Source organism: Paragemmobacter kunshanensis, from assembly GCF_011059185.1.
Lineage (GTDB): Bacteria > Pseudomonadota > Alphaproteobacteria > Rhodobacterales > Rhodobacteraceae > Paragemmobacter > Paragemmobacter kunshanensis.
Genome location: NZ_JAALFE010000015.1, coordinates 84,098 through 104,197, shown reverse-complemented (window position 1 = coordinate 104,197; position 20,100 = coordinate 84,098). Strand labels below are relative to the sequence as shown.

Annotated in this window: 17 protein-coding genes; 12 read left to right on the top strand and 5 right to left on the bottom strand. The window is 63.5% G+C overall.

From position 1 onward, the window contains the following. Positions 1–8: 8 nt before the first annotated feature. Positions 9–929 (bottom strand): DMT family transporter, encoded by a 921-nt coding sequence (locus G5V65_RS15225; protein WP_165051699.1) that lies wholly within the window; start codon positions 927–929, stop codon positions 9–11. Between the two features lie 107 nt (positions 930–1,036). On the opposite strand from G5V65_RS15225, the gene ade reads away from it, so the two are divergent. After that, the gene (gene ade / locus G5V65_RS15220) at positions 1,037–2,749 is read left to right on the top strand and encodes an adenine deaminase (protein ID WP_394352249.1); all 1,713 of its coding nucleotides are present in this window, start codon (positions 1,037–1,039) and stop codon (positions 2,747–2,749) included. Positions 2,750–2,838: 89 nt separating this feature from the next. Next, a complete protein-coding gene (locus G5V65_RS15215; protein ID WP_165051696.1) occupies positions 2,839–3,498 on the top strand; it encodes an exopolysaccharide biosynthesis protein in 660 nt (219 codons plus the stop codon). Between the two features lie 18 nt (positions 3,499–3,516). On the opposite strand, the gene G5V65_RS15210 is transcribed toward G5V65_RS15215, so the two are convergent. Together G5V65_RS15210 and G5V65_RS15205 are read right to left on the bottom strand one after the other, a co-directional pair. Further along, positions 3,517–4,905, bottom strand: a complete 1,389-nt coding sequence (locus G5V65_RS15210) for a sensor histidine kinase (protein WP_165051694.1) — start codon at positions 4,903–4,905, stop codon at positions 3,517–3,519. Further along, positions 4,902–5,576 (bottom strand): response regulator transcription factor, encoded by a 675-nt coding sequence (locus G5V65_RS15205; protein WP_165051692.1) that lies wholly within the window; start codon positions 5,574–5,576, stop codon positions 4,902–4,904. The genes G5V65_RS15210 and G5V65_RS15205 overlap by 4 nt, the downstream gene beginning before the upstream one ends. Positions 5,577–5,649: 73 nt before the next feature. On the opposite strand from G5V65_RS15205, the gene G5V65_RS15200 reads away from it, so the two are divergent. From G5V65_RS15200 to G5V65_RS15170, 7 genes are all read left to right on the top strand, one after another. After that, positions 5,650–6,741 carry an ABC transporter substrate-binding protein gene (locus tag G5V65_RS15200; RefSeq protein ID WP_165051690.1) on the top strand — a complete coding sequence of 364 codons (1,092 nt, stop codon included), beginning with the start codon at positions 5,650–5,652 and terminating at the stop codon, positions 6,739–6,741. 97 nt (positions 6,742–6,838) lie between these two features. Then, positions 6,839–7,783 (top strand): Bug family tripartite tricarboxylate transporter substrate binding protein, encoded by a 945-nt coding sequence (locus G5V65_RS15195; protein ID WP_165051688.1) that lies wholly within the window; start codon positions 6,839–6,841, stop codon positions 7,781–7,783. Continuing rightward, entirely contained in the window at positions 7,780–8,268 is a 489-nt protein-coding gene (locus G5V65_RS15190) for a tripartite tricarboxylate transporter TctB family protein (RefSeq protein WP_165051685.1), read from the top strand. Before G5V65_RS15195 ends, G5V65_RS15190 begins: the two co-directional genes overlap by 4 nt. A gap of 1 nt (position 8,269) precedes the next feature. Continuing rightward, positions 8,270–9,787, top strand: a complete 1,518-nt coding sequence (locus G5V65_RS15185; protein WP_165051682.1) for a tripartite tricarboxylate transporter permease — start codon at positions 8,270–8,272, stop codon at positions 9,785–9,787. Positions 9,788–10,156: 369 nt separating this feature from the next. Beyond that, the gene (locus G5V65_RS15180) at positions 10,157–11,266 is read left to right on the top strand and encodes a Gfo/Idh/MocA family protein (protein ID WP_165051680.1); all 1,110 of its coding nucleotides are present in this window, start codon (positions 10,157–10,159) and stop codon (positions 11,264–11,266) included. Positions 11,267–11,280: 14 nt separating this feature from the next. Then, entirely contained in the window at positions 11,281–12,150 is an 870-nt protein-coding gene (locus G5V65_RS15175) for a hypothetical protein (RefSeq protein ID WP_165051679.1), read from the top strand. Continuing rightward, a complete protein-coding gene (locus tag G5V65_RS15170) occupies positions 12,150–12,956 on the top strand; it encodes a WecB/TagA/CpsF family glycosyltransferase (protein ID WP_165051676.1) in 807 nt (268 codons plus the stop codon). Before G5V65_RS15175 ends, G5V65_RS15170 begins: the two co-directional genes overlap by 1 nt. 49 nt (positions 12,957–13,005) lie before the next feature. Here the strand turns inward: G5V65_RS15170 and G5V65_RS15165 are convergent, their stop codons facing one another. Continuing rightward, a complete protein-coding gene (locus tag G5V65_RS15165) occupies positions 13,006–15,006 on the bottom strand; it encodes a calcium-binding protein (protein ID WP_165051674.1) in 2,001 nt (666 codons plus the stop codon). A gap of 790 nt (positions 15,007–15,796) precedes the next feature. Between G5V65_RS15165 and G5V65_RS15160 the strand changes: the two genes are divergently transcribed. Then, the gene (locus G5V65_RS15160; protein WP_165051672.1) at positions 15,797–16,489 is read left to right on the top strand and encodes a sugar transferase; all 693 of its coding nucleotides are present in this window, start codon (positions 15,797–15,799) and stop codon (positions 16,487–16,489) included. A gap of 74 nt (positions 16,490–16,563) precedes the next feature. Here the strand turns inward: G5V65_RS15160 and G5V65_RS15155 are convergent, their stop codons facing one another. Then, the gene (locus tag G5V65_RS15155) at positions 16,564–16,794 is read right to left on the bottom strand and encodes a hypothetical protein (RefSeq protein WP_165051670.1); all 231 of its coding nucleotides are present in this window, start codon (positions 16,792–16,794) and stop codon (positions 16,564–16,566) included. 673 nt (positions 16,795–17,467) lie between these two features. Between G5V65_RS15155 and G5V65_RS15150 the strand changes: the two genes are divergently transcribed. Both G5V65_RS15150 and G5V65_RS15145 read left to right on the top strand, forming a co-directional pair. Beyond that, entirely contained in the window at positions 17,468–18,538 is a 1,071-nt protein-coding gene (locus G5V65_RS15150) for an ExeA family protein (protein ID WP_165051668.1), read from the top strand. Beyond that, on the top strand, positions 18,535–20,091 hold the full coding sequence (locus tag G5V65_RS15145) for a GumC family protein (RefSeq protein WP_165051666.1): 1,557 nt from the start codon (positions 18,535–18,537) through the stop codon (positions 20,089–20,091). Before G5V65_RS15150 ends, G5V65_RS15145 begins: the two co-directional genes overlap by 4 nt. The last annotated feature ends 9 nt before the right edge of the window (positions 20,092–20,100 follow it).

The following is a 20,100-nucleotide window of genomic DNA, read 5'->3' as shown; positions in this document are numbered from 1 at the left end:
CCGGCCCGCTATCCCTGCGGGGTGGTGACCTTGCGCTGCTGGGCGCGGTCCTTGCCGAGGCGGTGTTCGCGCCAGATGATCAGGATGCCTGCAAGGATGATCAGGGCGGCCCCGATGAGCATGGTGCGTGTCGGCATTTCGGAGAAGACGAACCAGCCGATGGCCAAGGCGAAGATCATCGAGGCATAGTCGAAGGGGGCGACCAGCGAGGCATCGGCTTCGCGGTAGCTGGAGGTCAGCAGGATCTGGCCGACACCGCCGAGCAGGCCGCAGCCGACAAGAAGGCCCCATTCCGCCGGGCTTGGCCAGACCCATCCGAAGGGCAGCGTGGCAAGGGACAGGACCGTCGCCGTCAGCGAGAAGTAGAAGACGATGGCCGGTGTCTTTTCGGTGTGGACGAGTTTGCGGACGAAGACCTGCGCGAGGGCCGCGAAGACCGCGCCGCCCAGCACGAGCATGGCACCGAAAGCCTCGGCATGGCTGGCGGGGCCGTCGAGGACTGTCAGCCGCGGTGACAGGACGATCAGCACGCCCATCAGCCCAAGCGCGACGCAGGACAGGCGGAAGAGGCGGACATCCTCGCCCAGGAACATCGCGGCGAAGATCACCGTCAGAAGGGGCGCGGCATAGCCGATGGCGGTAACCTCGGGCAGGGGAAGGTAGCCCAGGCCCGCAAAGCCCAGGCCCATGGCGCAGGTGCCCGCGAAACCGCGCCAGACATGGCCGATGGGGCTGGCGGCGCGCAGGCCGGTGGAAAGCTCGTGCCGCCAGATCAGCCAGACCACGATCACCGGGATGGCAAAGGCGGAACGGAAGAAGACGGCCTGGCCGGCCGGGACGTGATCTGCCGTTGCCTTGATCATCGAAGCCATGACGATGAAGACAAGGACGGATCCGAGTTTCAGGGCAATGCCGCGAAGCGGGCGCATCGGAACCTCTGTGCGTTGTGCCAGTTGGACCATCCTTTCCCGGGCAGTGCAAGGGGACTGGACCCGGATCGTCGGTTCGGCTTTGCTGGGGGAAAGGAGTAACCGACATGGCGATGATCCCCCCGAAGGCCGCACTGGCAGACCGAATTGCCCAGGGGCGCGGCGTGGAACCGGCGGATCTTGTTCTGAAGGGTGGTTCCGTCCTTGATCTGGTGACGGGCGACATCGTCCAGACCGATGTGGCGATCTGCGGGGATACGATTGTCGGCGTTTTCGGAGAATATGAGGGCAAGAAGATTGTCGATGTATCGGGATCGGTTCTGGTGCCCGGTTTCATCGACACGCATCTGCATATCGAATCCTCGCTTGTGACGCCCTTCGAATTTGATCGCTGCGTGACGCCGCGGGGGGTGACGACGGCTATCTGCGATCCGCACGAGATCGCCAATGTCTGCGGGATGGAGGGGATCGAATACTTCCTCGATGCGTCGGCGCGGACGCTGATGGATATCCGGGTGCAGCTTTCCTCATGCGTGCCGTCGACGCATATGGAAACGGCGGGGGCGCGGCTGGAGGCGGCGGACCTGATCCCGCTGCGCGATCATCCCAGGGTGGTCGGTCTGGCGGAGTTCATGAACTTTCCCGGCGTGCTTTCGCAGGATGAAGGATGCATGGCCAAGCTTTCGGCATGGCAGGGGCGCCATGTCGACGGGCATGCCCCGTTGCTGAGGGGCAAGGATCTGAACGGCTACATTTCCGCAGGCATCCGCACGGAACATGAGGCCACATCTGCGGAGGAAGCGCTGGAAAAGCTGCGCAAGGGAATGCGCGTGCTGATCCGGGAGGGTTCCGTCAGCAAGGATCTGGTGGCGCTGGCCCCGCTGCTGACAGAGCGGCATTCGCCCTATCTCTGCTTTTGCACAGATGACCGCAATCCGCTGGACATCGCAGAGCATGGGCATCTGGATCACATGATCCGCACGGCCATCGCGATGGGGGCAGAGCCGCTGGCCGTCTACCGCGCGGCCAGTCTTTCGGCGGCGGAGGCCTTCGGGTTGAAGGACCGTGGGCTGATCGCGCCGGGCAAGCGGGCGGATATCGTCGTGCTTGACGGTCTGGCCTCATGCCGGGCGGTCCGGGTCTTTGCGGGAGGTGTGGAGGCCACGCCCGAGGCCTTTGCCGGGCGGGCCCTGATCCCGCCAGTGGCGCGGCATTCGGTCAAGGCCCCCAGGATCGAGCCCGCGCATTTCCGCTGTGGCGGAAACCGGGTGGAAACGCCGGTGATCGGGATCCTGACCGGCAAGATCATCACCGAACATTTGACCTTCGATATCGAACCGCAGGACGGGGACAAGCGCCCTGATCTGGAGCGCGACCTGATCCGCATCGCCGTGATCGAGCGTCATGGCAAGAACGGGAACCGGGCCACGGGCTTTGTGAAGGGGTTCGGCCTGAAGCGCGGCGCGATCGCCTCGACCGTCTGCCATGATCACCACAATATCGCCGTCGTCGGGGCGGATTACGCCGATATGGCACTGGCGGCCAACCGGTTGAGCGAGATCGAGGGCGGTTTCGTGGTGGTCGAGGGGGGCAGGGTTCTGGCGGAACTTCCCTTGCCGATGGCAGGCTTGATGAGCCTGCAACCCTTCGAGACGGTGCGGGATGATCTTGTCGGCCTGCGGGCGGCGGCAAGATCGCTGGGCGTGGTGCTTGAGGAGCCATTCTTGCAACTTGCTTTCCTGGCCCTGCCCGTCATACCGAGGCTGAAGATCACCGATCACGGGATGGTGGATGTGGATCGCTTTGAAGTGATGCCATAGCCAGAGGGATCGGCTGTTACGTGGTTGCAGTTTTGAACCGGCTGTCCGACCTTGAAAAGGACCGGGGCTGACAGGGAGAAGGCCGCCCGATGGGCAGGGGACGAAAGATCGCAAAGCGCTTTGCCGGGATCGAAGCTGCGCAGCCTGAAGGGAAGAAGCGGTTCTCGCAGATCCTTGATGCAATCGGCGCGGATGAACGGAGAGAGCGCGTTTCGGTCTCTGACCTCATGCGGGCGATGGATGCGCGGGCCGTCGCGGCGCTGATCCTGCTGTTTGCGCTGCCCAATGTCGTGCCGACGCCGCCCGGCACGTCATCCATCCTTGGGCTGCCGCTGCTTTACCTGACGGCCCAGATGATGCTGGGCAAGCTGCCATGGCTGCCTGCCATCATCGCGGACAGGTCGATGACACGGTCTGACTTCAATTCCTTTGTCGGCCGCGTGACACCGCTTCTGGCGCGGGCGGAACGCCTTCTGAAGCCGCGTCTGCTGTTCGTGACTTCGGCGACGGGCGAGCGGATCATCGGCGGAATCTGCCTGACGCTGGCCATCGTGCTGGCCCTGCCCATACCGCTGGGAAACATGCTGCCGGCCTTTGCGATCTCGCTGATGGCGCTTGGGGTGCTGGAGCGAGACGGCCTTTGGGTGATCATCGGGGTTCTGGTCGGGGTTTTTTCGTTGGTCATCGTTTCGGGTGTCGTCTGGGCGCTGGCAAAGGCGCTGATCTTCGTGATCGTCAACGCCTTCTGAGCCAATGCCGCGGCGCAGTCAGCCCTGGGGCGGAAACTGGCAGCGGATCACGTGGCCGGGCTGATCCTTGAGAGGCTGGAAGGACAGGGTCGCCCCGAACAGGCGCGCGATTTCACCGACGACGGCAAGACCCAGGCCATGGACCCCAAGCGCGGGATCGGCGCGCAGGTCCTTTCGCCCGAGAAGTGCGGGGATGGCATCCGGCGGCAGGCCGGGGCCGCTGTCTTCGACTTCGAGGGCCGGACCATCGGGCGTTGTCAGGGCGCGCACGGTGATCTTGGCCCGGGGTCCGGCATAGCGGATTGCGTTGTCGAGGAGATTGGTCAGCAGTTCGGCGCAGAGAACGGCATCGGCCCGGACAGGCAGATGACCCACCCCTTCGAAGCCAAGGTCGTGGCCAAAGCGATCCGCTTCGGGAATTGCATCGGCGGTGGTGCTGCGGGCAATCGCGGCGATGTCAATCTCCGGCAGCGCAAGCTTTGCTGCTGCGGCGTCGATCCGGGCCAGCATCAGGAGTTGGGCCAGAACCCGTTCGGCGCGGACAAGCGCGACATCGGCCTTGGCGATGCCTTCGCGGGTTTCCGCCCCGGAGTTCCGCGCGATGAGGGCAAGTTGTGCGCGCACCGTGGCAAGGGGCGTGCGCAACTGGTGGCCTGCATTCCCGGTGAAATTCCGCAGGGCGGCGACGGCATCGTCAAGCCGTTGCATGAAGCGGTTCATGGCGTCGATCAGGCCTGCCACCTCATGCGGGATATCGGCGCGCAAGGGGCTGAGATCATCCGGGGCGCGGTGCGACAGGGTCCGGGCGACCCGGTCCAGCGGTCTGAGCGCGATGGTCACGGTGATCCAGACGATCAGGGCGGCACCCGCAGCAAGGCCTGCGAGCCGCAGTGCCGAGCGGATCAGGATGGATTGCGCGAGCGCGTCCCTTGCCCGGGTGGATTCCGCGACGGTCACCGAAAAGGGCAGGAGACCATCGCCCGTGGATACCTGACTGTAGAAGGTGGCGATGCGGATGGGTGTCTCTCCGAACCGGCCGTCAATGAATGACAGCTTCGCTTCGGCATTCTCGGCGGCGATGGCCAGAGTCTCGTAGCCGGTCAGAAAGCCATCCGGGCCGTCGACGCGGTAGAAGACCTGATCCTCGGCGGCGGAGGCCAGCATGTCGAGCGCGGAATAGGGAATGTCCACCTCGATCTCGCCGGACAGATCCACGCTGGCCCGTTCTGCGATGGCAAGGGCGGAGCCTGCGAGGACGCGGTCGGATACCCCCTGGGCGGTACGTCTTGCCTCGCGCCAGGTATCGGCGAGGGCGATCAGGCCAAGAAGGGCCGTTGACAGGAAGAGCCAGCCAAGAAGCCTGCGGCGCAGGGACCAGTTGCCGGTTGTGGCCAGGGCATCGGTCATCCGCCCGGGGCCTTGTCTATGTAGTATCCGATCCCGCGGGCGGTTCTCAATGTCACGCCATGCGGGGCGAGTCGCCGACGCAGGCGCGAGACATATTGTTCGATCGCGTTGTCCGACAGCGAATCATCCAGAGAGGTAAGGGATTGCACGATGGTTTCCTTGCTGACGACCTTGCCGACGCGGGTGAACAGCAGTTCGAGCAGCGCAAGTTCGCGGGCGGGAAGATCAAGGGCGCCCGCGCTGGTGAAGCAGCGGCGGGAGACCAGGTCCAAGGTGACATCGCCAACCGTCAGTGCGGCAGCGCGCAGGCCGGCCTGGCGGCGCAGGAGCGAGCGGACCCGCGCCTCGAGTTCGGCGACATCGAATGGTTTGGTCAGATAGTCATCTGCCCCGAGATTGAGCCCGCGGACGCGGTCTTCGGGGGTTCCCCGGGCGGTCAGGATCATCACGGCGGCATCATCCGATCTGGCACGCATGGCGCGCAGGACGGCGAGGCCGTCCATTTCGGGAAGATTGAGGTCGAGGATCACCAGATCGAACCTTTCGGCGGTTCCCAGCGCCTCGGCCGAGGGGCCGTCATGGACCGTGTCTACGGCATAGCCTGACTGCACCAGAAGCGCGGTCAGCGCTTCGGCCAGGGGCAGGTCGTCCTCGACAAGCATGATGCGCATCTGTCCTCCGGCCGACAGCCTAGGCTGGAACTGCGGCGTTGTGAACGGGGCGACCATCGGGCAAGCTGAAGGCATGTTCTGGCGCGGAGTGTTTCTGGCAGGTCTTGTCGGCGCGGCATCGCCCGCGGGGGCGGAGCTTTTCCTGTTTGATCCACCATCCGGCAGGACCGCACGGGAATTGACCGTCTATTCGACGCTGGACGAGGGGTTGGCGGCCCCCTTGATCCGTGCCTTTCAGGAGGAAAACCCCGATGTCGCCGTCCGCTACGAGGATCTGCTGACCGGTGTGATCCGCGACAGGGTGCGGGCCGAGACCGATGGGCAGGGCGAAACGGCGGATTTCGTCTTCTCGTCCGGCATGGACCTGCAGATGAGCCTTGCGAATGACGGCTATGCGCGGCCAGTCCTTTCGGTGCGGTCGCGTGACTGGCCGGATTGGGCGCAATGGCAGAACAAGGCCTATGCGCTGACATTCGAACCGGCGGTTCTGGTCTATCACCGCCCCAGTTTCCCCGATGGCCCGCCGCAATCGAGGCTTGCCCTGATGGACTGGCTTTCGCAGGCCCCGCGGGGGGCGACGGGGCTGATCGGGACCTATGACATCACCCGGTCGGCGCTGGGCTATCTTTTCCTTGCGCGCGACGAGGAGCGTTTTGCCGATGTCTGGGACATGATCCGTGCCATGGCGGCAGGCGGGCTGGAGGTCTTTCCGACCAGCCAGGACATCATCGAACGGGTAGCGGATGGTCGTCTGAAGCTGGGCTACAACATCCTCGGATCCTATGCCGCCGATCAGGCGAGGCTGCAGCCGGAGCTTGGTCTTGTGCTTCTGAGGGATTACACGGTGGTCGTTTCGCGCGTGGCGCTGGTGCCGCGCGCCGCGCGCAATCCTGACCTGGGGGAGGCCTTTCTGGGTTTCCTGATGAGCCGCGAAGGGCAGGAAGTCCTGTCGCGCAAGTTGCGGCTGCCTGCCGTTTCCCTAGAGGTTTCCGATGCCAACAGCGCGCGCATGATGCAGGCCGTGCTGGGAGAACAGTTGCAACCGGTGGGCGTCAGCCCCGGCCTGCTGGTGTATCTGGACCAGGCAAAGCGAAAGCGGCTTTTGCGGCGGTGGGACAGCGCGATCCGGGAAGGAACGCTTGTCGGCGGCATGTCAGGTAGATGACAGGTTGTTGTGTTCATCTTTCCACCGGTCGGCACGAGGAGGTGCCACCCGGATGACATCAACCCGGCAGAGGCCGGGACAGGGAGGAGAAGACAAGATGAGACACGCCCTTATCGGTGCGTTCCTGGCTGCTGCGGCCGCGGTGCCGGGCTTTGCCAATGACTATACGATCATGGCTCCGGCCAGCCCGGGCGGCGGCTGGGATTCCACGGCGCGCACGATGCAGGAAGTCATGCAGGCCGAAGGCATTTCCGGTTCTGTTCAGGTGACGAACGTCCCCGGAGCGGGCGGGACTGTCGGCTTGGCGCAATTCGTCGCCTCGTCTTCGGGGGATCCGTCGCAGCTGATCGTCGGGGGCTATGTGATGGTGGGCGCGATCCTGACCAATGCCTCGCCCGTGTCGCTGGCCGATGTCACGCCCGTTGCGCGGCTTACCGGCGAGGCTGTCGCGATCGTGGTTCCGGCGGAATCGCCGATCCAGGACATCAAGGGGCTGGTTGACGCAATGGTGGCTGATCCCGGTGCTGTCAGCTGGGCCGGGGGGTCGGCTGGTGGTGTGGACCACATCACGGTGGGGCTGCTTGCAAAGGCCGCGGGCATTGATCCGACCAAGATCAACTATGTCGCCTTCTCGGGCGGCGGCGAGGCGACCGCGGCGATCCTGGGCAACCAGGTGACGGCCGGGATTTCGGGGCTGGGCGAGTTCCTGCCGCAGGTCGAGGCCGGCACGATGCGCCTTCTGGCAGTCTCTTCGGACGCCCGGCTTGACGGCGTGGATGCGCCGACCCTTTCGGAAGCCGGCTATGATGTCGTGGTGCAGAACTGGCGCATGGTTGCTGCCGCGCCCGGCCTGAGCGACGAGCAGAAGGCGCAGGTTCTGGCCGATATCGACAAGCTGGCGAAATCCGCTGGCTGGCAGAAGGCGCTGGCCGACAAGGGCTGGGCCGATACCTATCTGGCCGGGGCGGATTTCGAGGCGCAGCTTGCCAAGGAGATCGAGTCGACATCGGCCATCCTCAAGGACATCGGTCTGGTGCAATGACACCGCAAGACACCATGGAGCGCCGCCCGGATCGGGCGGCGGTTGCCATCGCAGTCTTTCTGATCGGGCTGGGCATCCTGCTGATCTGGGACGGGTCGCGCATTCCGTCGAAGGCGGGTTATTCGGGTGTCGGTGCGGGTGATGTGCCGCGGTTGATCGGGGCCGTGCTGGTCTTTCTTGGCCTTGCGACCGGGGTTCAGGGCTGGCGCAATCCGGGGCCACGCAGGCCCCGGCAGCAACCGGTGCCCCTGCTTTGGCTTCTGGGCGGCATGATCGTCATGGTGGCAAGCATTCACAGCGTCGGTTTCGTGATCGGCTCCACCATCCTGTTCACCTGTGCCGCCGCAGCCTTCGGGGAGCGACGTTTTGTCCGGGCCATCCTTTCCGGGATCGGGCTGGGCCTGTTCATCTATCTGGTCTTCGATGTCCTGCTGCAGTTGAACCTGCCGGCAGGGCCGATTGAAATGCTGATCTTCGGGCGCTGAGATGGATACTTTCGCATTTCTTCTGCAAGGGCTGGCGACGGCCTTTGAACCGATGATGCTGCTTTATGCGCTGATCGGGGTGACGCTGGGAACGGCGGTCGGCGTGCTGCCCGGGATCGGGCCTGCGCTGACGGTGGCCCTTCTTCTGCCGGTGACCTATGGGCTGGATGCCGCGGGGTCGCTGATCATGTTTGCGGGCATCTATTATGGCGGCATGTATGGCGGATCGACGACGTCGATCCTGTTGAACACGCCCGGCGAAAGTGCATCCGTCATCACGGCGCTGGAGGGCAACAAGATGGCCCGGGCCGGGCGGGGCGGGCCTGCGCTGGCGACAGCGGCCATCGGGTCTTTCGTGGCGGGGCTGATTGCAACGCTGATGCTGGCCTTTCTGGCGCCGCATGTCGTGAAGCTGGCGCTGGTCTTCGGGCCGCGAGAATATTTCGCCCTGATGGTGCTTGCCTTTGTCACGGTGTCAGCCGCCTTCGGAGAAAGCGCGCTGCGGGGGCTTGTGTCGCTGTTCATCGGCCTTGCGCTGGCGATGGTGGGCATCGACCAGTTGACGGGACAGACGCGCCTTGCCTTTGGCGTGCCGCAGCTTCTGGATGGCATCGAGGTCACGACGCTGGCCGTGGCTATGTTCGCGCTGGGCGAGGCGTTGTTTGTCGCGGCGCAGGGGCCGGACGGGGGGCCGGGGATCCTCGCGATCAAGGGCCGGGTCAGGATGACGGTGCAGGATTGGGCGCGGTCGTGGAAAGCCTGGCTGCGCGGCACGGCGATCGGATTTCCCATCGGGTCGATGCCTGCGGGCGGTGCGGATATCGCTTCGTTCCTGTCCTATGCAGCGGAACGCAATCTGACCAAGCATCCGGAGGAGTTCGGGAAGGGCGCTATCGAGGGCGTCGCCGGGCCCGAGGCCGCGAACAACGCGGCGGCCGCGGGGACGCTGGTGCCCCTGCTGACGCTGGGCCTGCCGACGACGGCGACGGCGGCCATCATGCTGGCCGGTTTCCAGCAATTCGGATTGCAGCCGGGGCCGCTGCTGTTCGCCTCGGCGCCGCAGCTTGTCTGGGGGCTGATCGCGAGCCTTCTGGTGGCGAATGTGATGCTGCTTGTGCTGAACCTGCCGCTGATCCGGTTCTGGATCCTGCTGTTGCGCATCCCGCAGCCCTGGCTTTACGGCGGCATCCTTGTCTTTGCGACGCTGGGAACGCTGGGGGTGAACCCGTCGCCGGTGGAACTGGCGATGCTGGTGATCTTCGGAACGATGGGCTACCTGATGCGGCTGTTCAATTATCCGATCGCGCCGGTCGTGGTGGGGCTGATCCTGGGGCCCATGGCGGAGCAGCAACTGCGCCGCGCGCTGTCGATCTCGCAGGGGGATTGGACCACGCTTGTGCAATCGCCCATCGCGGCCGTGCTGCTGCTGCTGGCCGCCGTTGCGCTGATCGTGCCGATGATCCTGCGCGCCCGGGGGCGTGGGGATGCCCTGTCGCAGATCGGCGCGGCAGAGGACTGATCGTTCAGGCCAAGTGCCCGGGTCGGGGGCAGGGCCGCACGATTTGTGAATGCCGGACCGCAAGAGGGCGGCCCCCTGCCAGATCGGGCAGGGGGCCGCTTTCCTTTGCAGGGGCGGCATCCGGAGGAAGCGCTGGGCCTGTCTTCTGCGCGCCATCGGGTTGAAGGATTGTGGTCCATAATGGCGACAGTCTGGCCGTTCCGCCCCGACCGTCGCCGCCGAAATTCCTGATTGTTGTCGTAGAATGGCCTTGCCTTCTGTCTAGGCCATCGGTGAGAACCGCAGCGATAGCCGCACTGCAGCATCGTGCGTCTTGTGTACCTTTCGTGTGTGACAAGCACTTGTTTGTGCGCGTGAGAGGAATGTGGAATGCAGGACGGGCAATCGGGCGGAGTCCGGATCGGGGTGGTCGGGCTTGGAAAGATGGGATTGTCCCATTTTGCCATGGTAAACGCCCATCCTCTGGCACGGACAGTGGCCTGCGATGGTGCTGGGTTCATGGTGGATGTGCTTTCCAGGAACATCGCGACGCCGATCTACAAGGATTTCGACCGGATGCTGGCGGAAGAGCCGCTGGATGCCGTGGTGATCGCCACGCCGTCGCGGCTGCATGCGCCCATGGTGACGGCGGCGCTGGAAAAGGGGCTGCATGTCTTTTGCGAAAAGCCCTTCTGCCTGAACTGGCAGGACAGCGAGCGGTTGACGGATCTGGCCTCATCCAAGGGCAGGGTCGCGCAAGTGGGATACCATTACCGCTATGTCGGCGCGTTCCGCGAGATGAAGCGGATTCTCGATACGGGCGCCTTGGGAACGGTCACGCATGTGACGGCCGAGGCCTATGGGCCGGTCGTCCTGCGGCCGAAGCGCGGGACATGGCGCACCCAGAGGGAAGAGGGCGGCGGTTGCCTTTACGACTATGCCGCGCATCCGCTGAACCTGCTGAACTGGTTCTTCGGCACGCCGGATCAGGTGACGGGCTCGGTCCTGGGGCATGTCTTTTCGGAAGGGACCGATGATCAGGTCTTTTCGACGCTGAGATGGAATGAAGGGCCGACGGCGCAGCTTTCGGTCAACTGGTCGGACGAGAGCCATCGCAAGATGTCGACCAAGGTGTCGATGATCGGCACGAATGGCCGCCTCTATGCCGACCGGCAGGAATGCCAGCTTTACCTGCGCGAGCCGCATCCGGCGCTGGCGGGATATGGCAAGGGCTGGACGGTGAAATACACCACCGAGCTGACCGACGAGGTGGGATTCTACCTTCGCGGCGAGGAGTATTCCGCGCAACTGGCCGAATTCATCGAAAGCGTCCATGCGGGCAAGGGCCGGGCGGCGGAGAATGACTTTGCCTCGGCCACGCAGACGGATCGCACGCTGGCGATGATCATCGACAATGCAGAGACAGGCCAGCCGGTCGGCACGGCCCAGGCGCGCGCGGTGGAGGCCCCGAAGAAGCGGGGCTGGTTCGGGCGCGCATAGGGAAGATGGAACAGATGGACAGGCTTCTATTCGGCGACAACCAGTTCTTCGGCGTGAACCACATGTCCGAGGAGAAGGCGCGCGCCCAGGCCATGCGCTTTCAGAAGACCGATGCGATCATGGAAGTGCTGGATACGGCCTATGATGCGGGCATCCGCACCTTCATGTGCACGACCCATGACCGGATCGCGGAAGTGGCGGATCGCGTGCGCGCCAATCCGGCCCGCTATGCCGACTTCACCTTCTATCCCTGCATGCCCTATGCGCACAAATACGCCAATGCCGTCACCGAACATGGCATGGTCGGGGCGCTGCGGCAGTTCATGCCTTCGGATGGCCTCTTGTCGACGGCGCTTGCCGGGGGCAAGGCGCTGGCCACCAAGGAGGTGGACGGTATCGCCAAGGTGCTGATCGACATGGAGATGAAGATGTTCCAGGGCACGAAGGCCCCGGTGATCTTTATCCAGAACGTCTTTACCGACCTGCTGCTGGGCATGGGTTTTTCGCGGGCCTTCCGGATCTTTCACGACCATGTCCGCGAGAAATACGGCGCGGAGCCGGCCTATATCACCATGAACATGCCCATGCTTCTTGAGATGCTGGAGAAGGAAGGGATCGAAAGGCCGATCATCTGTTCGAACATCAACAAGATCGGTTTCCGGATGTCGGGCGGGTTCGATGCCTATCTGGATGCGCTGAAATCGGGGCGCGTGCGGGCGATCGCGATGTCGGTCTATGCCAGCGGTGCCATTCCGGCGGATGAGGCGATCCACTGGATCAGCGAATTGCCGGGGGTGGAGTCCATCGTCTTCGGCGCTTCTTCCGCCGGGAACATCCGGGGGACCAAGGCGTTGGTGGACAGATACATGGGGCAGGTGGCGTGATGGCGGACGGATCCTCGGTCGAGAATGCGGCGGCGGCGCGGAAGGCCGCCTATCCGGTGGTGCCGATCCTCAATGCCTGGGTCCATGACGTGAGCATGGATGACATCGTGGAGAATTTCCGCGAAGGCGTGATGCTGACCCTGCATGTCGACATGATCATGAAGCTGCAGCAGGATCGCGAGTTCCATGCGCTGCTTGACCAGTTCGACGTGATCACCTGCGACAGCCAGATCATGTATTTCTCGACCAAGCTGTTGGGAACGCCAGTGCGGGAACGGGTGTCGGGTTCGGATTACTTTCCGAAGTTCTACATGCGCTACAAGGATGATCCTTCGGTGACGGTCTTCCTGCTGGGCGGCAAGCCGGGCATCGCGGATCTGGCGGCGCAGAATGTGAATGCCAAGGTCGGGCGCGAGATGATCATCGGGACCTATGCCCCGGCCTTCGACTTCGAGGCGCGCCCGGGTGAGGTGGACCGGATGATCGACGCGGTCAATGCCTCCGGCGCCACGGTCTGCCTTGTCGGGCTGGGCGGTGGACGGCAGGAAAAATGGATCATGAAATACCGCGACCGGATGCCCGGTGTGCGGCTGTGGCTGCCCCTGGGTGGCACGATCGACTATGAAAGCGGCAGCTTTCCGAGGCCGCCGTCATGGATCACCGAGGCGGGTTTCGAATGGCTCTATCGCCTGATCCGTGAGCCGCGCGCGCGGTTTCACCGCTATGTCATCCATGAGCCGCCCTTTGTCTGGGCGGTGCTGAAGCAGAAACTGGGCATCTATCGCAACCCCTTTGACAAGGGGTAGCGCCCGCGCCCTGCGGGCGGATGCGGGGCGCATGGGCCCCGGGATCGGCTTAGTCCAGTGCCTGTTCCGTACCATCGCCAAAGCGGATGGTTTCGACGGCAAATAGGTACGTCGCCCCCGAAGGCCCCGTCACCAGATGGCCCGGCCCGCTGGCCGACACGGTGTATTCCCCGGGCTGTCCGGGGAATATCGCGATATCCTGACCGGAGCCGCCATTGATCCCGTCGGACCCCGGGCCTGCGAGGAAGGTGTCATCCCCGCCCAGCCCGACCAGATAGTCTTCCTCGACGGTCCCCGAAATTGTATCCGCCCCTTCCGATCCGAAACGGATGACGCCCTGCAAATACTGTGGCCCCCCGCCTTCGCCCCACCATGATCCGCCCTGCGCGGCGCGGTCCATGATGAAAGAGGCGCGCGGGTTCTGGTCGTCGGGGAATGCCAGCATGCCCCAGGATCCCCAGCGCGTCGGCATGGAGACATCATTGAACTGCATGAAGGGGCCCTGTCCGATCTCGCGCCAGCCATCCCAGATCTGGCTGTAGAGCGCGCCCATTTCCGGGCTGCGGACGAATTCCCCCAGATGGCGGGCGATGTCGTTGGCCTCTTCTTCGGAGATGCCATCGACGAAGAAGGTATGATGAACGTGCTGCCCGCCTTCATAGAGAACGAGGCGCTGGCCATAGTCATCGGCCAGTGCCCGTTGATTGCCCAGTCCTTCGAGAACCGCGGGGATCGAATCCTCGATCGCGCCGGGGATGGCGATCTTTTCGAAGAGCCAGGAAAAGGTCCTGTCGCCCGAGCTTTCGAAGCGCGAGATCATTTCGGCGCGAAGTGCCTCATCCGTAATGAGGGAGACGCCGAAATAGGTGGTGGCGGCGAGTTCCTCGAACACCTCATGCGGGGCGACATAGGCGTCGGGTTCGCGCCGTTCCCATTCAGGGGCGGTCAGTTGCAGTTCCGACAGCCAGACATGGCCGATCTGCGTGCCCAGCACATTGATCAGTCGATCCGCATCCGTGCCCGAAAAGACATCCTGCCAGATCAGGGCGACCTCGGTCGCGCGTTTGCTGTGATAGGCGAAGATCGCCTCCCAGTCATCGCTTACCTCTTCGCCCCAGGCGGCGATGGCCTGTTCGCGCAGCCAGTGAAACTGCTGGAAGGCCGCGTTCCAGAGTTCATTGGAATATTCCACATGCGCCTTGAGCCGGGGATCGAGATTGTCACGCACATAGGTTGCAAAGGCACGGACATAGTCCGGATCGGCCTGGTGCGGCATGGTGAACCAGGGATCCGTGCCGGTTTCATTCGCGAGCCGCACCATCAGTTCGACGGGCGCACCGGAATCCGTCCAGGTGGCGCCCTGCAGAGTGGGGCGATCCGCCCAGCTGCGCGCGGCCGAGTCCGTGGTGCGCATCCAGTCCATGAAGCGCAATTCGCGGGCATCCGCGACCAGAGACAGCCATTTCGGATCGAACACGGCCCCTGCTTCGGCCAGCGCGACATTCTCGGCCTTGATGACGGAAAGGCTGCGGAAGGGATCGTTCGGGTCGATCCCCGTGATATCGAGCCAGAAGCCCGTGCCCGTCGGGTTTTCGAAGACGATCCGGCCGGGGACGGCGCTGATCGTGCGGGCCGCCCCGCCGAGGGCGAGCTTGGCCGTGCCGGCATAGGTAAGGATGTAGGTGCCGGTGCGGCCCTCCTTGCCGAATTCCTCGCTCCAGCCCCAGATGGTGCGGATGCCGCTATGGCCGGGGGGAACGTGCTTCGGATAGCCGTTGGCATCGAGATGGCCACCGGCCCGCAGCGCGGCATGATCAAGGCTTTCCCAGGTGTCGCCCTTGAACGCGAAGAAGGGCCGCATCGATCGGGCAAGATCGAGGAGCTGGGCGCCTGTATCCCAGTCTGACAGCCCCGCGAGGCCATAGGCCACGGCGGGATCGTCGACACCGAACGCGTCCTGGGCCAGCGTGGGCAGGACTGCCGTTTGCGACATGAACGCCAGGGCAACCGCCTTTCCCAGGGTCCGTGCGGGTTGGGTGCCGAAGATCATGACGCTACCTCTTTTCCGCCCCTGGGGGCCGGTTCAATGGCCTGAAGCCTAGCGCATTCCCCGGGGCGGGTCGATTGGACCAACTTCCGAGAAGGGTCGGACCAAAGCACGAAGCGTTGCGCGCCGGATCCGGCCTCGGGTCGCCGCAAGCCTGGGGGCGGGTGGAAATGGTGACTGTGACAGGCGGGTTTTGGCTGAAATCACGACTTGTTTCGCAATGGGCGGGTTTTCGCGCGAATCAATTTTCACCTGCAGAATAACCATCGGTTTCGGCTGTTTTGGGCCGCTCAACCCAAGGGTGAATTCCATCGGAAGGCGCGTCAAACTTCTGCCGCAGTTTCGACCAAGTTCGGGAACACAAATTTCGAAACTGTCGCCAATCTGGCAACAGTATCCCTGTAAGTCGTTGAATTGAAAGCGTTCCGAATGGGTAATCGCGGCGAAACTAAGGCCGAAAGGCGGCAGGATACAAACTTTCGTTTAGACCGCCGCCCAAATTAAGATAGGTTAACAAGTGGGGGCATTGGAACGCGGTCGAAACAAACGACCCGACTCTGCAAGTAGGAATGACATGCTGCATCTTCTTTCAATCGACGACCAGACGACCGAGCTGCCCGGTCAGGTCGCGAACCTGCGCTCTGCCGCGCAGCAACGGGTGAAGCGCCTCACATAAGCGCTTCATCGTCAGGGCGTCGGAGGATGATCCGACACCCTGCATCTGAAACGACCGAGGCCGGATCCCGAGATCCGGACCGACGGTTCGCAAGGTTCGTTGCTGGAGGCATTCAAGATGAGCGTACGCGTTCACGATACTGTAAGAGATTTCGATCAGCCCACCGTGGCAACCCGTGCGACCGTAGCCAAGCCAAAGCGGATTGGCCTGTATCGTGGCATTGGCAAGCGGGTGCTTGATATTTCCCTGGTGGTCTTGGCGCTGCCGATCATCCTTCCGCTGGTTGTCGTCCTGGCGCTTCTGGTTGCGCTGGACGGGCATTCACCGTTCTACCGGCAGGAGCGCATCGGTCGTGGCGGGCGAATCTTCGGCCTGTGGAAGCTTCGGACGATGGTTCCGGATGCAAAGGCGCATCTGGAGCAGTATCTGGCCGGAAATGAAGAGGCACGCCGGGAATGGGATGCCTATCAGAAGCTGAGCAATGATCCCCGGATCACGCCCATTGGCCATTTCCTGCGCAAGAGTTCGATCGACGAGATCCCGCAGCTTTGGAACGTGCTGAAAGGCGACATGAGCCTGGTTGGGCCGCGCCCGATGATGCCTGAGCAGCGGTCGCTTTACATCGGCAATGCCTATTACACCCTGCGCCCGGGTCTGACGGGGCTGTGGCAGGTGTCGGATCGGAACGCATCTACCTTTGCGCAACGCGCCGATTTCGACGCAACCTACGAGGCGAAGCTGTCGCTGGGCATGGATGTACGGCTGATCATTGCGACCGTGGGCGTGGTTCTGCGCGGAACCGGTCAGTAAGCAGCCCTTCGGGCGGCCCTTGTCGGGCCGAGCGGTTCAGGGACAGTGCAGGGAAATCCAGGAGGTGCCGGAGGTCAGTGGCGCGCGCGAAGGGGAAAGGCGACAAGACCGGCGTGACGCAGGGTCGGACGTTCCTGACGCGTGCCTCCGCCGATACCCACGAAGGCACCTGCCAGAAGCAAGGCAATCATGCCGGCAAGGGAGTAGATGCCAAGGACGGCCCAGAACGGCATGGACATCGCCACGGCCATACCCGCTGCAACACCACCCGATGCCATGGCAAAGATCAACATTCCGGCCAGCATTGTCGCGTTCCCCTGCACCACAGCCCCTGGGCACCAATGAAGCTAACTGTCACGTCGATTCGTGGCAAAAATAGGGCGATAGGGTGCAAGCAAACAGGCAAGATTCGGCCAAGCTTTCGCAACGCCATGGAAAGGCGAGGGATTTCTGGATCTGGACGGATGAAGGCGGTCGTCTTTCATGCGCCTTGGCCCGATGTTCGGATCCTTGGCGAGGGACGATGGCGGGTTTCCGCCGCATCGGGCGCGCGCATGTCATGAGATGCCGAACCCGATCCGAGGCGCGGTCGCGCCGTTGATCATCGTGTCACTATGTCTTTGCGCTGCCACCGGAGCGACGACGTGACGCCGCAATCTTAACTATTGTTAGTGAACTGGACCCATCAGGAGGGTAATCCTGCTCTAAAAGAAGTGTTAACAAACGTTGAAGCCGAATGGTCTGGGATGATTCGACGCACAGGGTGGGTAAGGGAATGCGGGCAGCGGGCCGCACAAACCCTTCAACGCGGCGCAGCATGCCCGGACTGACGCGATCAACCTCGATGAACAGCGTGCTGCCTTTGCCTGAGAACGTGACGGTCTCTCTCTTTCGGAAGTCAACCATGGCCGGATCGGCATGGATGGTTCTGGCGCGTCCGTTGGCCCGGCGCGCGGACGGGTCATGAGGAGAGTGCAGATGTGGAACGTCATTCCCGGCCTGAGCCGATTTGTCGGGCGCGGTTGGGGCGGGCAGGGGGCTGCCGGGCAGGATGACCGTGTGCCACGGTCCGAACCCCCCGTGCCACGCACGCCGACACCGGATGAGATTCCCCCGCTTCCCAGCGTTGCCGGACGGCGCAAGCCGCGCGGCAAGATCGCGGAAAGCGCGCCCCCGGCCCCTGTACCGGTTCTTGAGGCGCTGGATATCTATACCGAACATTTCGGCCTGACGGCGCAGCCGTTTTCGATCACGCCCGACCCGGACTTCCTGTTCTGGTCAGCCGCGCACAAGCGCGCCTATGCGATGCTGGAATACGGGGTAATGACCCATGCGCCGATCACCCTGATCACCGGCGAGGTCGGGGCAGGCAAGACGACCCTGCTGCAGCACATGCTTCGGTCGCTGGTGCCAGAGGTGAAGGTCGGGCTGATTTCCAATCCGCATGGATCGCGGGCCGAGTTGATCCGCTGGGTTCTGATGGCCCTCGATCAGCCGGCGCGGCCGGAGGAAACCTATGTCGACCTGTTCTCTCGCTTCCAGGCCTATGTGATTGATGAATATGCGCAAGGTCATCGGGTGATCCTGATCTTCGACGAGGCGCAGAACCTTGATCGGGAAGCGCTCGAGGAATTGCGCATGTACACCAACATCAATACGGGCCGCGATGTCCTGCTGCAGCTTGTACTGGTGGGGCAGCCCGAATTGCGCGACATGATTTCCCGGCGTGACATGCGCCAGTTTGCGCAGCGCGTCGGTGCCCTGTTCCACCTTCCCGCGATGGACCTGCCGACGGTCAAGAACTATGTCGCGCATCGTCTGAAGGTGGCCGGCCGCGAGAGGCGCCTGTTCACGGCTGACGCGATCCAGCTGATCCATGAAAAGACGGGCGGCGTGCCGAGGCTGGTGAACCGGCTTTGCGATCTGTCCCTGGTCTATGCCTTTACCGCCGGGCGCAAGCAGGTTGACCGGGGCATCGTCTCTGAAGTTCTGAACGACGGATCATTCATTCCCATGACCGATGCCAGTGATCCGAAGGGTGACGCATGAACATGACTTTCGACTATCGCTTCTACCTTTCGTTGCTGCGTCGGCGGCTGCACTACGCGCTTGCCATCCTTGCCCTGTCGACGGTTGCCGGGATCGTGCTGGCCTATACCTTGCCCCCGGTCTATCGGGCCGAGGCGCGGCTTCTGGTCGAGAACCCGCAGATCCCTGATGAACTGGCGGCATCAACCGTCAGCTCCACCGCGACAGAGATCCTGCTGGCCATCCAGCAACGCATCCTGACCCATTCCAACCTGTTGGACCTGTCGCGCAAGTTCGGCATCCATGCCGAAGCGACGGGCATGCCGGAAGACGCCATCGTGGCGGACATGCGCAACCGGATCACCATGGCGCTGCCGGGAATGGAGTTGCGCACGGGGGTTGTGACCGTTTCCTTCGGGGCGCCGACGCCGGGCGAATCCGCTGCCGTGACGAATGAGATCGTGGAGCAGATCCTGCGGCAGAACGTGGAGCTGCGGACGGGGGCATCGGGCGGGACGCTGGATTTCTTCCAGCAGGAGGTAAAGCGCCTGAGCCAGGAGATCGGCGCGCAGAATGCGCGCATCCTGGAGTTCGAGCAGGCAAACCGAAATGCCCTGCCGGAAAGCCTGGAGTTCCGCCGCAGCCGCCAATCGGCCCAGCAAGAGCGTCTGCTGCAGGTGGAACGCGAGTTGGCCGGATTGCGCGACCGGCGTCAGCGCCTTGCGGATCTCTATGAACAGACCGGGCGCCTTGGGCCGACCCTTGACGGGCTGAGCCCGGAGCAGGTCCGGCTGGAAGAACTGCGGCAGGAACTGGCTTCGGCCCTGGTGATCTACTCCCCGGATAATCCCCGCGTTCGCGCCCTGCAGACACAGGTGGCCGCCCTTGAACAGGCGGTCCGGCAGCAGATCGGTGGCGGAACCGGGACGGGCACGCTGAGTGCCTTCGATCTGCAGATTGCGGATATCGACGGTCAGATCGACTTTCTGGCAGAGCAGAAGTCGCTGCTGGAAAGGGAGTTGGAGGATCTTGCGGTTTCCATCGAGGCGACCCCGGCGAATGCCATCGCCCTGGGCGAATTGCAAAGCGATTTCGAGAACCTGCGCGTTCAGTATGATCAGGCCGTCCAGAGCCTTGCCGATGCCCGCATGGGCGACAGGATCGAGGTGACCGCACGGGGCCAACGCATCATCGTCGTCGATCCGGCCATTCCGCCTTCGGAGCCGGCTGCGCCGAACCGGAACCTGATCCTGCTGGGGGGCTTTGCCGTCGGCCTTGTCGGGATCATGGCGATGCTGTTCCTGACCGATCTGCTGAATCGCACTGTCCGGCGGCCCGCCGAGTTGGTGACGGCGCTGGGCATCACGCCATTCGGCACCATTCCCTACATCACCACCCGCGAGGAAGAGCGCAGACAACGCGCGCTGACGAGGAGAACGATGATCATCGCCGGGGTCTTGCTGCCGGTGCTGATCGGCGTTGCCATCTATCTGATGATGCCATCGGCCACCCAGACGACCAGCGTCGAAGGGGCCGCCCCGTCATCTGCCGCCGAAGCCCCGGCCGAGAATTGAGGTAACTGA